This is a genomic window from Citrobacter sp. CK188 (assembly GCF_030333525.1).
GTDB classification, from domain to species: Bacteria; Pseudomonadota; Gammaproteobacteria; order Enterobacterales; family Enterobacteriaceae; genus Citrobacter_B; species Citrobacter_B koseri.
The window spans coordinates 32,043-47,760 of record NZ_JAOWFU010000024.1 but is presented as its reverse complement, the minus strand read 5'-3'; the positions used below and the strand labels follow the sequence as shown (position 1 = coordinate 47,760).

Sequence of the window (15,718 nt, the reverse complement as noted above, 5' to 3'; positions counted from 1 at the left end):
TCCCTCAACGCATTTTGACCTTGTAAATGGCATTGTTGAGGTATTTATCCAATGAAAGGACAAGAAACTCGTGGTTTTCAGTCAGAAGTAAAACAGCTTCTGCACCTGATGATCCATTCTCTGTACTCCAATAAAGAAATTTTCCTGCGTGAGCTTATCTCTAACGCCTCAGATGCGGCGGACAAGCTGCGTTTTCGCGCGCTGTCGAACCCGGATCTGTATGAAGGCGACGGCGAGCTGCGCGTGCGTGTCTCCTTCGATAAAGATAAGCGTACGCTGACCATCGCCGATAATGGCGTGGGGATGAACTGTGATGACGTTATCGATCATCTGGGAACCATTGCGAAATCCGGCACTAAATCTTTCCTCGAATCAATGGGTTCCGATCAGGCGAAAGACAGCCAGTTGATCGGCCAGTTCGGGGTCGGCTTCTACTCTGCGTTTATCGTCGCGGATAAAGTGACCGTGCGTACCCGCGCGGCGGGCGATAAGCCGGAAAATGGCGTGTTCTGGGAATCGGCGGGCGAAGGTGAGTACACCGTTGCGGATATCACTAAAGACGATCGCGGTACGGAAATCACCCTGCACCTGCGTGAAGGCGAAGACGAGTTCCTTGATGACTGGCGCGTACGCTCCATCATCAGCAAATATTCCGACCATATCGCATTGCCGGTAGAGATTGAAAAACAGGAAGAAAAAGACGGTGAAACGATCGTCTCCTGGGAGAAAATCAACAAGGCGCAGGCGCTGTGGACGCGTAACAAGTCAGAAATCAAAGACGACGAGTATAACGAGTTCTACAAGCACATTGCTCACGACTTCACCGACCCGCTGACCTGGAGCCACAACCGTGTGGAAGGTAAGCAGGAGTACACCAGCCTGCTGTACATCCCGTCTCAGGCGCCGTGGGATATGTGGAACCGCGATCACAAGCATGGGCTGAAACTGTACGTACAGCGTGTCTTTATCATGGACGACGCTGAGCAGTTTATGCCGAACTACCTGCGCTTCGTGCGTGGTCTGATTGATTCCAACGATCTGCCGCTGAACGTTTCCCGCGAAATCCTTCAGGACAGCACCGTTACCCGCAACCTGCGCAGCGCGTTGACCAAACGTGTTCTGCAAATGCTGGAAAAACTGGCGAAAGACGATGCGGAAAAATACCAGACCTTCTGGAAACAGTTTGGTCTGGTGCTGAAAGAAGGCCCGGCGGAAGATCATGCCAACCAGGAAGCCATCGCGAAACTGATGCGCTTTGCCTCAACGCATACGGACTCTTCCGCACAAACCGTCTCTCTGGAAGATTATATCTCCCGCATGAAAGAAGGGCAGGAGAAGATCTACTACATCACGGCAGACAGCTACGCGGCGGCGAAGAGCAGCCCGCACCTGGAGCTGCTGCGTAAGAAAGGCATCGAAGTGCTGCTGCTTTCCGATCGCATTGATGAGTGGATGATGAATTACCTGACCGAGTTCGACGGTAAGGCGTTCCAGTCCGTATCTAAAGTTGACGAATCGCTGGAAAAACTGGCGGATGAAGTCGATGAAAGCGCAAAAGAAGCGGAAAAAGCGCTGACGCCGTTCGTTGAGCGCGTGAAAACCCTGCTGGGCGATCGTGTGAAAGAGGTGCGTCTGACGCATCGTCTGACCGATACTCCGGCCATTGTCACCACCGACGCTGACGAGATGAGTACCCAGATGGCGAAGCTGTTTGCCGCTGCCGGTCAGGCCGTGCCGGAAGTGAAATACATCTTTGAACTCAACCCGGATCACGTACTGGTGAAACGCACGGCGGATACCCAGGACGAAGCGCAGTTTAACGAGTGGGTAGAGCTGCTGTTGGATCAGGCGCTGTTTGCCGAACGCGGTACGCTGGAAGATCCGAACCAGTTTATCCGTCGTATGAACCAGTTGCTGGTGTCTTAATCGGCACCGCGTCATGCCGGATGGCGCTAATGCTTATCCGGCCTACGAGCAGGTTGCTTATGTAGGCCCGATAAGCGCAGTGCCATCGGGCATTTTTTATTTTATCCTCTCTTTTTCTTCATTTTCCCGCCGTTAACCGTTTCAGCGCAGGGCGCCTTCCTTGAGCGAATTGCGTGATGGTGGTATCGTTTAGCGCTTTTTTAAAAAATATCGACAACCTTTAAGGGGATTTTCGTAATGCGTATCATTCTGCTTGGCGCTCCGGGCGCGGGTAAAGGAACTCAGGCTCAGTTCATCATGGAGAAATATGGTATTGTGCAAATCTCCACTGGCGACATGCTGCGTGCCGCCGTGAAATCTGGCTCCGAGCTGGGTAAACAAGCGAAAGACATCATGGACGCCGGCAAGCTGGTGACCGATGAGCTGGTGATTGCGCTGGTAAAAGAGCGTATCGCGCAGGACGATTGCCGCAACGGTTTCCTGCTGGACGGCTTCCCGCGTACAATTCCGCAGGCTGACGCCATGAAAGAAGCGGGCATTGCGGTTGACTATGTTCTCGAATTCGACGTACCGGACGAGCTGATCGTTGACCGCATCGTGGGCCGTCGCGTGCACGCGGCGTCTGGCCGTGTTTATCACATCAAATTTAATCCGCCGAAAGTGGAAGGCAAGGACGATGTGACCGGCGAAGAGCTGACCACCCGTAAAGACGATCAGGAAGAGACCGTTCGTAAGCGTCTGGTGGAATACCATCAGATGACTGCGCCGCTGATTGGTTATTACCAGAAAGAAGCGGAAGCGGGTAACACTAAATACGCGAAAGTGGACGGTACTCAGGCCGTTGCCGATGTGCGTGCTGACCTTGAAAAAATCCTCGGTTAATCCGTAAATTGCCCGATGGCGCTGCGCTTATCGGGCCTACGGACTTGTAGGCCCGATAAGCGCAGCGCCATCAGGCAAATTCTCATCTTACCTCTCACAGCAATTAGTTCTTCTTCCTCGCTTTTCCGCTACAATTATCAACAATTTGAATCAATAAGAGGCGGTAATGCGTCAGACGAAAACCGGTATCCTGCTGGCTAACCTCGGCACTCCCGATGCCCCAACTCCTGAAGCGGTTAAACGCTATCTGAAGCAATTTTTAAGCGATGAGCGCGTGGTGGATACTTCCCGCCTGCTGTGGTGGCCGCTTTTACGTGGTGTGATTTTGCCGCTGCGCGCGCCGCGTGTCGCAAAACTGTACCAGTCTATCTGGCAGGAAGGCGGATCGCCGTTGCTGGTTTACAGCAGGGAGCAACAGCAGGCGCTGGCAGAGCGTCTCCCGGATACGCCCGTTGCGCTGGGGATGAGCTACGGTTCGCCGTCGCTGGAAAGCGCGGTCGATGAACTGCTGGCGAATCACGTCGATCACATCGTGGTGCTGCCACTCTACCCACAATACTCCTGTTCGACGGTGGCGGCCGTCTGGGACGAACTGGCGCGTATTCTGGCGCGTAAACGCAGTATTCCAGGCGTCTCGTTTATTCGTGACTACGCTGATGACAATAGCTATATCACCGCCCTGGCAAATAGCGCCCGTGCCTCGTTTGCCCAACATGGCGAGCCGGACTTGCTGCTGCTCTCGTATCACGGCATCCCGCAGCGTTACGCTGACGAAGGCGACGACTACCCGCAACGCTGTCGCGATACTACCCGTGAACTGGTCTCCGCGCTTGGTCTGGCGCCAGAAAAAGTGATGATGACCTTCCAGTCGCGCTTTGGCCGCGAGCCGTGGCTGACGCCGTATACTGACGAAACGCTGAAAATGCTGGGCGAAAAAGGCATCGGGCATATTCAGGTGATGTGTCCGGGTTTTGCGGCGGATTGTCTGGAAACGCTGGAGGAGATCGCGTTGCAAAACCGGGAAATCTTCCTTGAGGCGGGCGGTAAAAAATACGAATACATTCCGGCGCTCAATGCCGCGCCGGAACACATCGATATGATGCTGAAGCTGACCGCGCCGTACCTCTGAGGCTATTTTAACTGCGCCATAAAGAAACGCGCGCCATCCTGTAGCGCATCGTCAGCGGTTTTCATCATGCGTGAATAGTGCAGGAAGGCGTGCAGCGTGCCGGGGTACATCCGGTACTCACTGGGCTGATTATGCGCCTGGAGCGTCTGGTGCAGCAGACGGCTGTCATCAAGTAACGGATCGAACTCCGCGCCGGCAATAAAGCAGGGCGGCACATTGCGGGTCAGATCGTTATTGAACAGGCAATACCAGGGGGATTCGCGATCCTGCTCGTCACGCAGATAGGCGTTTTCATACCTCTCCAGATCCTGACGGGTTAAGCCGTCCCATTCTCCGCCAAACAAACGGCGACTGGGCGAATCCTGTAACCCGTAGAGACCATACCACAGCAGCGTGGCGACCACGCTCCCGCATACAATCTGCTTATCGCGCAGCCACAGCGCGCTGGCGAGCGCCAGCATAGCGCCTGCGGAATCCCCGGCAAAACCGATTTGCGCCATGTTCAATGCGTATTCATCGGCGCGTTGATGAAAGAACCGACATGCCGCGACGGTCTCCTCAATCGCCTGTGGGAAACGTGCTTCGGGAGAGAGCGTATAGTCGATGCCGACGACCGTACACCGCGTATAGCTCGCCAGCAGCCGCATAATGCGGTCGTGGGTATCCAGATTACCGAGAATAAATCCGCCGCCGTGCAGATAAAACAGCGTTGCCCTGCTGTTGTGCTGTGGATAATACAGACGCGTGGCGACCTCGCCGTAGGGTGTGGGAACCGCCGCCGTCTGCGTTGCCATCTGCGGCGCCCCGGCGTTCCAGAACCGGCGCTCGCGGGTGTAGTGCTGGCGCTGCGCCGCAATGTCATCCGCAGGCCACGGCGGCAGCTCCGCCTGATGAAAGTTGATGACGGCCCTCATCTGCGCAGAAATAAGATCGAGAACGGGAATTTTGTTTTCCGGTTTCATAACGCGCTCCTTGTGAAATGCCTCCATTGTAGAAAGCGATCGCCAATAAACTGCGATCTCACCGTCCGATATTGAAACTCCGCGCCTCGTCGCGCGGGCAGGGGGGAATGTGCTACCATGCATCGCTCAGTTATCCACCTGTAAACACAATCATGAAATTTCCCGGTAAACGTAAATCCAAACACTATTTCCCCGTTAATGCCCGTGACCCGCTGTTGCAACAAATTCAGGCTGAAAATGAAACCAGCGCGTCATGGGTGGTCGGTATCGATCAGACGCTGGTGGATATTGAAGCGAAAGTCGATGATGACTTTGTGAAACGTTATGGATTGAGCGCCGGGCATTCTCTGGTGATTGAGGATGATGTCGCAGAAGCGTTGTATCAGGAGCTGGTGCGTGAAAACCTGATCACCCACCAGTTTGCCGGTGGCACCATTGGTAACACCATGCACAACTACTCGGTGCTGGCGGACGATCGCTCCGTTCTGCTGGGCGTGATGTGCAGCAACATTGAGATTGGCAGCTACGCCTATCGCTATTTATGTAACACATCGAGCCGTACCGACCTCAACCACCTGCAAGGGGTTGATGGTCCCATTGGCCGCTGCTTTACGCTGATTGGCGAATCCGGCGAGCGTACCTTCGCCATCAGTCCCGGCCACATGAACCAGCTTCGGGCGGAGAGCATCCCGGAATCGGTGATTGCGGGCGCATCTGCGCTGGTGCTGACCTCCTATCTGGTGCGCTGTAAACCGGGCGAGCCGATGCCGGAAGCGACCATGAAAGCCATTGAGTACGCGAAAAAGCATAATGTGCCGGTGGTGCTGACTCTGGGGACGAAGTTTGTTATCGCCGATAATCCGCAGTGGTGGCAGGCGTTCCTCAAAGAGCATGTCTCCATTCTGGCGATGAATGAAGAAGAGGCGGAAGCGTTAACCGGCGAGAACGATCCGCTGCTGGCGTCTGACAAGGCGCTGGACTGGGTGGATCTGGTGCTGTGTACCGCCGGGCCGATTGGGTTGTATATGGCGGGCTTTACCGAAGATGAAGCGAAACGCAAAACCCAGCACCCGCTGCTGCCGGGGGCGATTGCCGAGTTTAATCAGTATGAGTTCAGCCGTGCGATGCGGCATAAAGATTGTCTCCATCCGCTGCGGGTCTACTCGCACATCGCCCCGTACATGGGCGGGCCGGAAAAAATCATGAACACCAATGGCGCGGGAGACGGCGCGCTGGCGGCGCTGTTACATGATATTACCGCCAATAATTATCACCGCACCAATGTGCCTAACTCCAGTAAGCATAAATTCACCTGGCTGACTTATTCGTCTTTGGCGCAGGTGTGTAAGTATGCGAACCGTGTGAGTTATCAGGTATTGAACCAGCATTCCCCGCGGTTGACGCGCGGTCTGCCGGAACGGGAAGACAGCCTCGAAGAGTCTTACTGGGATCGCTGAGTTATTGCCCGATGGCGCTGCGCTTATCGGGCCTACAAGAAAATCGTAGGCCGGATAAGGTGATTACACCGCCATCCGGCATCACACCGTTTAACCCGTCACCACTTCGCCTGCGGGTGGGGTTTCCAGCAGCTCCAGCATGGTGCGGGCAATTTCACGCTCGCCCATTACCACCTGATTCGCCCCGCGCTCGGTGATGTATTCCACCTCATCGTCATAATGCGCGCGCGCGATAATCTCAATATGCGGGCATTTCTCGCGGGCGGAGGCCACGATTTCACCGGCTTCGTAACCGTTTGGAATGGTCAGCAACAGCCAGCGAGCGCAGTCCAGATGCGCCAGGTTCATGATCTCTTCGTTAGCGGCATTCCCCAGTACGGCGCGAATACCGCGTTCACGCAACTCATCCACGCGGGTACGTGAGGTTTCAATGACCACCAGCGGAATGCCTGCCGCCATCAGTTTTTCGCCCAGCAGACTACCGACGCGGCCAAAACCGACCAGCAGCGCGTGGTTGCAGATATCCACCGGAATCTGCTTCTCTTCTTCGATCGCTTCTTCCAGCGTCTGCTCTTCCAGCGTTTCCGTTTTGGCGAGGTATTTCTCTAACAACGCAAACAGCACCGGGTTGAGCATAATCGACAGAATCGCGCCCGCCAGCACCAGGTTCTGCCCTGCCTGCGGCAGCAGATCCAACGCCATGCCCAGACCTGCCAGAATAAAGGCAAATTCACCAATCTGCGCCAGGCTGGCGGCGATGGTCAGCGCGGTGCGCGGCGAGTGCCCGAACAGGCGAACCAGGAAGAAAGCGGCAACCGATTTACCAAAGATAATAATGGCCAGCGTAGCCAGTACCGCCATCGGCTGTTGAATCAGGATTAACGGGTCAAACAGCATCCCGACGGAGACAAAGAACAGGACCGCAAAGGCGTCGCGAAGCGGCAGCGTATCGTGCGCGGCGCGGTGGCTCAATTCTGATTCGTTTAACACCATCCCGGCAAAGAAAGCGCCCAGCGCAAAGGAGACATCGAACAGCTCGACGGCGCCAAAGGCGATGCCCAGCGCCAGCGCCAGCACGGAAAGGGTAAACAGTTCACGGGAGCCGGTAGCGGCGCTGCGCGCCATAATCCACGGCACCAGACGGCGCCCAACCAGCATCATAATGGCGATAAACGCCACCACTTTACCGATGGTGATACCCATATCGACCGCCAGCGACGCGAAGCCGACATCGCCTTTTTCCAGCATTCCCGCCACGGCGGGCAGAAGAACCAGCGTCAGAACCATCACCAGATCTTCCACAATCAGCCAGCCGATGGCGATTTGCCCGCGCTGACTGTCAATAAGCTGTCTCTCTTCAAGCGCGCGCAGCAGCACCACGGTACTGGCGGTTGAAAGACATAACCCGAAGACGATACCGGTCATGAGCGACCAGCCCAACACCGCTGAAAGCGCCATACCCAGCAACGTCGCCACGGCTATCTGGGCGACCGCGCCGGGAATGGCGATGGCCTTTACCGCCATCAGATCCTTCAATGAAAAGTGCAACCCGACGCCGAACATCAGCAGGATTACGCCAAGCTCCGCCAGTTCAGGCGCAAGTTTGGTATCCGCGACAAAACCCGGAGTAAATGGCCCCGCAAGAACGCCCGCTAACAGATATCCCACCAGAGGAGAAATACGCAGTTTATTGGCAAGCATGCCGAGTATAAAAGCGAGCACGAGGCCGCCAACAATGGTGGTAATAAGCGGGGTGGCGTGATGCATTCCGTCTCCTTTGGTCGTTATGTTGATCCATTTTTGGTCGCCCTGGCGTCATCGCTCGCACAGCCTCACAAACGATGGCGCCAGAGAAACCAAAATTCCAGGTAATAGTTTATGACAATTTCGATGTTTATGTTTATGAATAATTGTTGAAATTTGATGAAAAGTGGAATTTAGAATAAAAAAGGCACGGATTGGAAAACTGGCGGGGTGTCTGTGAGCTAAAGGCTTACGGTGACTGGAAGAGAGTGCGACCAAAGTTTACCTTTGGCCGCAGGAAAATCAGGCTTTATGTCGGTTGTCAGGCAAGAATATGGTCAGTATCCCCAGAAGTGGCAGGAAAGCACATATTTTGTAGACCAAATCAATACTGGTGTGGTCGGCGAGCAGGCCTAATACCGCAGCGCCAAGGCCTCCCATACCGAACGCGAAACCGAAAAAGAGCCCAGAAACCATACCGATACGCCCCGGAAGCAGTTCCTGCGCATACACCAGGATGGCAGAAAAGGCCGATGCGAGGATAAAACCAATTATCACGGTTAAAATCCCCGTCCAGTGCAGGGTTGCATAGGGTAAAACGAGAGTAAACGGCGCTACACCCAGAATTGAGCCCCAAATAACATATTTTCGGCCTATTTTATCACCCAGAGGCCCGCCGATTACCGTTCCAGCCGCAACGGCAAACAGGAAGGCAAACAGATGAAACTGTGCGTTTTGTACCGATAATCCGAATTTTTGCATCAGATAAAAGGTGTAATAGCTGCTGATGCTCGCCATATAGAAGTATTTGGAGAAAATCAGGACTAACAGCACGCTGACGGCAAGTATCACTTTATTGCGCGGCAGCGGATTGACGATGGTCGCCTTCGGTTTTCCTTTACTTATCCGGTGTTGCGCGGCATACCAGCGGCTGATCTGCGCCAGCACAATAATGGCCAGCAACGCGGCCAATACAAACCAGGCCACATTACCTTTGCCATATGGCGCGATGATGACAGCAGCCAGTAGCGGCCCCAGCGAGCTGCCGAAGTTGCCGCCAACCTGGAAGATGGATTGCGCCAGCCCGTGGCGTCCGCCGGAGGCCATACGCGCCACGCGGGAAGATTCTGGATGAAATACCGAAGAACCGGTGCCGACCAGCGCCGCCGCCAGCAGTACGGCGCCAAAACTGCCCGCCAGCGCCAGCAGTACCAGACCGCTCAGCGTAAAGCACATCCCAATGGGGAGCGACCACGGCATGGGATATTTATCCGTCCAGTATCCGACGACCGGCTGGAGCAGGGAGGAGGCGAGCTGGAAGGTCAGGGTAATCATCCCTATCTGCATAAAGGTCAGGGAAAACTCTGATTGCAGCAGCGGGTAAATCGCTAAGATTAGCGACTGGATCATATCGTTCAACAAATGAGACAGGCTGATCGCGCCTAAGATGCCAAACGAGGTGCGTGCTTTAGTCGCCGCAGCAGAGGCGCCCGCTAACGGCTGGGTTGGTTCACTCATTGCCATAGAATGTCACTTCTGTTTTGTTTGCGATGTTGGGGATAATCGAATTTGTAATTATTACTCGACTAACATACCTGTGGACGGTGTTTGAAGGAAGTCTCAATTCTGAAAACATTTTCGACTATTATTTCAGATCATTGTAATTTCAGCGGTTGATATTGAGTCAGGGAGAGAAGCATGAAATTTTTGAAACGGGGTGTGGCGCTGGCATTGTTTGCCGCGTTTACGCTGGCAAGCCAGCCTGTTCAGGCTTATGAAAAAGATAAAACCTATAAAATCACCATTCTGCATACTAACGATCACCACGGCCATTTCTGGCGCAGCGAATACGGCGAGTACGGTTTATCGGCGCAAAAAACGCTGGTGGACGGCATTCGCAAAGAGGTTGCGGCTGAAGGCGGCAGCGTGCTGCTGCTTTCCGGTGGCGACATTAACACTGGCGTACCGGAATCCGACCTGCAGGACGCGGAACCTGACTTTCGTGGTATGAACCTGATTGGCTACGATGCGATGGCCGTCGGTAATCATGAGTTTGATAATCCGCTCAGCGTGCTGCGTCAGCAGGAAAAGTGGGCCAAATTCCCCTTCCTCTCCGCCAATATCTACCAAAAGAGTACCGGAGAACGCCTGTTCAAGCCCTGGGCTATTTTTAAACGCCAGGATCTGAAAATCGCCGTCCTCGGATTGACGACGGACGACACCGCGAAGATCGGTAACCCGGAATTCTTCACCGATATCGAGTTCCGTAAACCGGCTGAAGAAGCGAAGGTGGTGATTCAGGAACTGCAAGTGAATGAAAAGCCGGACATCATTATCGCCACTACCCACATGGGGCACTATGACAACGGCGATCACGGTTCGAACGCGCCGGGCGATGTTGAAATGGCGCGTAGTCTGCCAAAAGGCTCGCTGGCGATGATTGTGGGTGGTCACTCACAGGACCCGGTGTGCATGGCGTCTGAAAACAAAAAGCAGGTTGATTATGTGCCGGGTACGCCTTGCGCGCCGGATAAGCAGAACGGCATCTGGATTGTGCAGGCGCATGAGTGGGGGAAATACGTTGGCCGCGCGGACTTTGAGTTCCGTAACGGCGAGATGAAAATGGTCAACTATCAGCTCATTCCGGTAAACCTGAAGAAGAAAGTCACCTGGGATAACGGGAAAAGTGAGCGCGTACTTTACACCCCGGAAATTTCAGAAAATCAGCAAATGCTCTCGCTTCTGACGCCATTCCAGAACAAAGGTAAAGCGCAACTGGACGTGAAGATTGGCAGCGTCAATGGTCGTCTTGAAGGGGATCGCAACAAAGTTCGCTTTGTGCAGACTAATATGGGCCATCTGATTCTGGCCGCGCAAATCGCGCGCACCAGCGCCGATTTCGGCGTGATGAGCGGCGGGGGGATTCGCGACTCCATTGAAGGCGGCAACATTACTTATAAAAGCGTGCTCAAGGTGCAGCCGTTTGGCAACGTTGTGGTCTATGTTGACATGAGCGGTAAAGAAGTAATTGATTACCTGACCGCCGTCGCGCAGATGAAGCCGGATTCCGGGGCGTATCCGCAGTTTGCGAACGTCAGTTTTGTGGCGAAAGACGGCAAACTTAATGACCTGAAAATTAAAGACGAGCCTGTTGACCCGGCGAAAACCTACCGGATGGCAACGCTGAGCTTCAATGCGACGGGCGGCGACGGGTATCCGCAAATTGATAATAAACCGGGATACGTGAATACCGGTTTTATTGATGCGGAAGTGCTGAAAGAGTACGTGCAGAAGAACTCACCGCTGGATGCCAGCGCGTATGAGCCGAAGGGCGAAGTCAGCTGGCAGTAACAGGGCGTAGTGCCGGTACGGGTCAATGCGGTTTGTAGGCCTGATAAGCGTAGCGCCATCAGGCAATCATTCTAAAATCGCTTAATCCCGGCGAGCGATATCGGCGAATTTCGCATCCAGAATTTTGGCTAAATCGCCCGCCGCCAGCTCGATGTCCAGCCCGCGTTTGCCGCCGGAAACATAAATGGTGGCAAACGTTTGGGCCGGCGCGTCAATCAGCGTCGGCAGCCGTTTTTTCTGCCCCAGCGGGCTGATGCCGCCGACCAGATAACCTGTCATCCGTTGGGCGACCATCGGATCGGCCATATCGACCTTTTTAGCCCCCAGCGCTTTCGCTACTTTTTTCAAATCCAGCTGTCCGGCAACGGGCGTTACCGCGACCGCCAGGTGCTTCATATCGCCGTTTACGGCAACCAGCAGCGTCTTGTAAACCTGATCAGGATTCAGGCCTAATTTGCGCACCACTTCATCGCCAAAATTGGTTTCTGACGGATCGTGATCGTAGGCGTGGATCTGAAAAGTAATGTTGTTTTTTTCGAGTAATTTTACGGCGGGTGTCATAGCAATTATTCCTGGCCCAGACAAAATACCCTTAAAGCATACGCCTGATGGTGGTCTAAAAAATAGTACCATCTTGCGCAATAGTATTGGCAGGATGGTGACTTTGAGCGACAATCGACATAACCAGGGCGCTACGTCCTGGCATAATAATAACGATGAAATTCCTCTTTGACGGGCCAATAGAAATATTGGCCATTTTTTTAACGCATTAGTGCAGGCAAATTGCCTTCCCCGTAAAGATGAAGCGCGCCGACCGCCACGACATACCGACCCGGCGGCATGGCATGCAGACGTTCCCGCCAGGCGACATTTCGCTGATGCATCAGCACATCATACAGCGACTGACTGAAAGTATTCGGCAACGAAATAGCATTATTCTGCGGGGGCGATTTCAGCCACCAGCTCATCATCTGTTGCAGCAGTCTGGCGTTGGTATGCCAGTGCGTCAGGGTATCATCCAGTAGCGCCAGTCCGTTATCAGGGAGCTGGCACAGCAGATCGATCTGGCTGGAAGCGCCTTCCAGTTCGATGATCGGTTTTTGCGCCTGTTTTGCCGTTTTCAGCAACTGGTAATCAATACCGTATTCCGGTCGCAGCCCCAGTTGTTGCGCCTGAGTCGCCTGCAATATCATGGCGATTTGCCATAACGGCTGGGTCGAAAAGAGAGAAGGGGAAATGCCCAGTTCATGGGTGATTTTATGCAGGCGCTGACGTAACTCGTCGCTAATTCGCTCATCCAGGTCGGCAAAGGCAGGCAGGTCGGTAAAAGGCGAATCGTTGCCTGAAACATCGGCTTCAACAATCAGCGCGTCCGCCTGCCTGAGCTTTTTAAGCAGTTTTGCCGGAAGGGGGGCCATATCGCGCGTTCCCATGTGAATACTGCCCACAAGATGAAAACAGCGATCGCCGGGTAACATGATGTCGATGGCAGGCCAGGTATAATGGTTGCCGCGCAGTGCAGCCCATAACGCTTTTACCCGGTATAACAGATCCATACGCCCTCCCTTAGTGGAAAACCATGCTAGCGTGTGGCTCTGGAAGGTGCAATGCGTGAAATGCCGGATGGCGACGCAAAAGCATCTTATCCGGCCTACGATGAGAGTGCTGCGTAGGCCGGATAAGCGTTAGCGCAGGTGCCTTATTCTTTTGGTTTAAAGCGCAACAACCGGTTGGCGTTGCTCACCACGGTAATTGAGGAAAGCGCCATTGCCGCGCCTGCCACAACCGGGTTAAGCAGCGTGCCGGTGAACGGCCACAGAATCCCGGCGGCAACGGGGATGCCGATGCTGTTATAGATAAACGCGCCGAGCAGGTTCTGCTTCATGTTTCGCAGGGTCGCCCGTGAGATGGCCAGCGCGTCCGCCACGCCCATCAGGCTATGGCGCATCAGGGTTATCGCCGCAGTTTCAATCGCCACGTCGCTGCCGCCGCCCATTGCGATGCCGACATCCGCCTGCGCCAGCGCCGGTGCGTCGTTGATGCCATCGCCGACCATTGCGACCTGACGTCCCTGACTTTGCAGACGTTTGATCGCATCGGCTTTACCGTCCGGCAGCACGCCCGCGATCACCTCATCAATCCCGGCTTCTTTGGCAATGGCGTTGGCGGTGGTCGGGTTATCCCCGGTTAACATCACCAGACGATACCCGGCGCGGTGCAGGCGCTGAAGCGCTGCGACGCTGTCGCTGCGCAGCGGATCGCGGATCGCCAGCAGCGCCGCGGCTTTTCCGTCAATCGCCAGCAATACGGGCGTTGCCCCCTGAGAAGCCTGTGCTGAAATTTCAGCGTCCATTGCGGTCGTGACAACCTGTTGTTCATTCAGCAGCGCCTGATTGCCTAACAGCAACGTATGCCCGTCCGCTTCGCCGCTAACGCCTAAGCCACGTAACGTCCGAAAGTTATTCACCTGAGGCAGGGCGGCGTCGGCGGCTTTTTCCAGGATAGCGTGCGCCAGCGGGTGGCTGGAGCCTTGTTCCAGCGCGGCCGCCAGACGTAAGGCGCTCGCCTCATCGGTATCGCCAAATGTCCTGATGGCGACGACCTGCGGTTTACCTTCCGTCAGCGTACCGGTTTTATCAAATATCACGGTGTCCAGCGTGCTGGCGCGTTGCAGCGCGTCGGCGTCGCGTACCAGGACGCCAAATTCAGCGGCGCGTCCGACGCCCGAGATAATCGACATCGGTGTCGCCAGGCCCAGCGCACACGGACAGGCGATAATCAGGACGGTGGTGGCGATCACCAGCGTGTAAACAATTTGCGGCGCCGGCCCAAAGACATACCAGATACCTGCGCTCACCAGGGCAATCACCACCACGACTGGCACGAACACCGAGGAGATTTTATCGGCAAGCTGGCCGATTTCCGGTTTGCTGCTCTGTGCCTGGCGCACCATGCGAATAATGCGCGACAAGGTGGTATGGCTGCCGACTGCGCTTGCGCGAAACAGCACGCTGCCGTCCTGCACCACGGTTCCGGCGTGAACGCTGTCGCCTTCGCCTTTCTGCTGCGGGATCGGTTCGCCAGTGAGCATTGCTTCATCCAGCCAGGCTTCACCCTGAGTGATTTCACCGTCTACCGGCACACGGTCGCCGGTGGTCAGACGCAGCAACATGCCCGGCTGTACATCCGCCAGAGGTACGCTTTTTTCACCGTCATCAGTGACCACGCGTGCCGTCGGCGGAGTTAAGTCGAGCAATTTTTCCAGCGCCTTAGAAGAGCGCTGACGCGCGCGGGCTTCCAGCATGTGTCCGAGGTTGATCAGACCGATGATCATCGCACTGGCTTCATAATAGAGATGGCGCGCTTCCATCGGGAACCACTGCGGCCACAGGTTGACGCTCATCGAGTACAGCCAGGCCACCCCGGTGCCGAGCGCCACCAGCGTATCCATCGTGGCGGTGCCGTTCATCAGGCTTTTCCATGCGCTGCGGTAAAAGTGTCCACCCGCAAAAACCATCACGGCAAGGGTCGCCAGGCCGATTGCCAGCCACAGGCTGCGGTTATCGGCGGTGACCATCATGTTGTCGCCGAGCATCCCCCAGACCATCACCGGCACGCCGACCAGCAGCGCGACAATCGCCTGCCAGCGGAAGCGTTTCATGGTGGCGAGTGCGGTTTCCTGCTGGCGTTCGCGGCGTTTAACGTCATCTTCGATCGCTTCTGCGCCGTAGCCTGCTTTCTCTACCGCCTGCACTAAATCTGCGGCGGACGCGCTGCCCATTACCAGCGCAGTGCGTTCCGCCAGGTTTACCCGTGCCTGTGTGACGCCCGGTACGCTTTGCAACGCGTTTTGCACCCGGGAAACACAGCTGGCGCAGCTCATGCCGCTTAACAGCAGCTGTTGGCTTTCATCATCATCGGCCGTCGCTGCCGGAAGCTCAGGGGGAACCGCTGTCAGTGCTTCCGACGGGATTGATGACTCCGCCAGCGGTTTAGCCTTTGGGTGGCTTAACTCCGCGCCGTAACCGGCTTGTTTAATGGTTTCAATAAGCGCTTCGGCACTGGCGCTGCCGGTAACGTGCGCTTCAGTTACCGTGACGTCTGCCTGTTCAACGTCAGGACGTTGTTCAAGACTTTCTTTCACGCGTTTGACGCAGTGGCCACAGGACAGACCGTCCAGGGTCAGGTCGATAGTTTGAGACATAACACACTCCTTTATGACAGGATTAACTGACTGTGATAAAGGGTAAACCTTCCATCAAGGGGAA

Annotated in this window: 11 protein-coding genes; 5 read left to right on the top strand and 6 right to left on the bottom strand. The window is 55.2% G+C overall.

The genetic code is table 11. The annotated features are described in order from the left end of the window. Positions 1-51: 51 nt before the first annotated feature. The 3 genes from htpG to hemH all read left to right on the top strand — a co-directional run bounded on the left by htpG (position 52) and on the right by hemH (position 3,937). Positions 52-1,926 (top strand): molecular chaperone HtpG, encoded by a 1,875-nt coding sequence (htpG, locus tag OGV67_RS02900; RefSeq protein ID WP_286464909.1) that lies wholly within the window; start codon positions 52-54, stop codon positions 1,924-1,926. Between the two features lie 237 nt (positions 1,927-2,163). Beyond that, positions 2,164-2,808: an adenylate kinase gene (gene adk / locus OGV67_RS02895; RefSeq protein ID WP_012133500.1), complete on the top strand. Its 645-nt coding sequence runs from the start codon at positions 2,164-2,166 to the stop codon at positions 2,806-2,808. Between the two features lie 166 nt (positions 2,809-2,974). After that, a complete protein-coding gene (gene hemH / locus OGV67_RS02890; RefSeq protein ID WP_048902402.1) occupies positions 2,975-3,937 on the top strand; it encodes a ferrochelatase in 963 nt (320 codons plus the stop codon). A gap of 2 nt (positions 3,938-3,939) precedes the next feature. On the opposite strand, the gene aes is transcribed toward hemH, so the two are convergent. Then, positions 3,940-4,899 carry an acetyl esterase gene (gene aes, locus OGV67_RS02885; protein ID WP_115615001.1) on the bottom strand — a complete coding sequence of 320 codons (960 nt, stop codon included), beginning with the start codon at positions 4,897-4,899 and terminating at the stop codon, positions 3,940-3,942. Positions 4,900-5,051: 152 nt separating this feature from the next. Between aes and gsk the strand changes: the two genes are divergently transcribed. Continuing rightward, positions 5,052-6,356 (top strand): inosine/guanosine kinase, encoded by a 1,305-nt coding sequence (gsk, locus tag OGV67_RS02880; protein ID WP_047458391.1) that lies wholly within the window; start codon positions 5,052-5,054, stop codon positions 6,354-6,356. A 90-nt stretch (positions 6,357-6,446) separates the two neighbouring features. Here gsk and ybaL read toward each other — a convergent pair whose 3' ends face one another. Both ybaL and fsr read right to left on the bottom strand, forming a co-directional pair. Further along, complete coding sequence (gene ybaL, locus OGV67_RS02875) at positions 6,447-8,123, bottom strand: YbaL family putative K(+) efflux transporter (RefSeq protein WP_047458388.1); 1,677 nt, start codon at positions 8,121-8,123, stop codon at positions 6,447-6,449. 279 nt (positions 8,124-8,402) lie between these two features. Further along, positions 8,403-9,623, bottom strand: a complete 1,221-nt coding sequence (fsr, locus tag OGV67_RS02870; RefSeq protein WP_012133495.1) for a fosmidomycin MFS transporter — start codon at positions 9,621-9,623, stop codon at positions 8,403-8,405. Between the two features lie 174 nt (positions 9,624-9,797). On the opposite strand from fsr, the gene ushA reads away from it, so the two are divergent. After that, entirely contained in the window at positions 9,798-11,450 is a 1,653-nt protein-coding gene (gene ushA, locus OGV67_RS02865) for a bifunctional UDP-sugar hydrolase/5'-nucleotidase UshA (RefSeq protein WP_110494581.1), read from the top strand. Between the two features lie 81 nt (positions 11,451-11,531). Here the strand turns inward: ushA and ybaK are convergent, their stop codons facing one another. The 3 genes from ybaK to copA all read right to left on the bottom strand — a co-directional run bounded on the left by ybaK (position 11,532) and on the right by copA (position 15,654). Further along, positions 11,532-12,011 (bottom strand): Cys-tRNA(Pro)/Cys-tRNA(Cys) deacylase YbaK, encoded by a 480-nt coding sequence (gene ybaK, locus OGV67_RS02860; RefSeq protein ID WP_115615000.1) that lies wholly within the window; start codon positions 12,009-12,011, stop codon positions 11,532-11,534. Positions 12,012-12,211: 200 nt separating this feature from the next. Further along, entirely contained in the window at positions 12,212-13,006 is a 795-nt protein-coding gene (locus OGV67_RS02855; RefSeq protein WP_047458383.1) for a TraB/GumN family protein, read from the bottom strand. 143 nt (positions 13,007-13,149) lie between these two features. Beyond that, positions 13,150-15,654 carry a copper-exporting P-type ATPase CopA gene (gene copA / locus OGV67_RS02850; RefSeq protein WP_200003496.1) on the bottom strand — a complete coding sequence of 835 codons (2,505 nt, stop codon included), beginning with the start codon at positions 15,652-15,654 and terminating at the stop codon, positions 13,150-13,152. Positions 15,655-15,718: the final 64 nt, after the last annotated feature.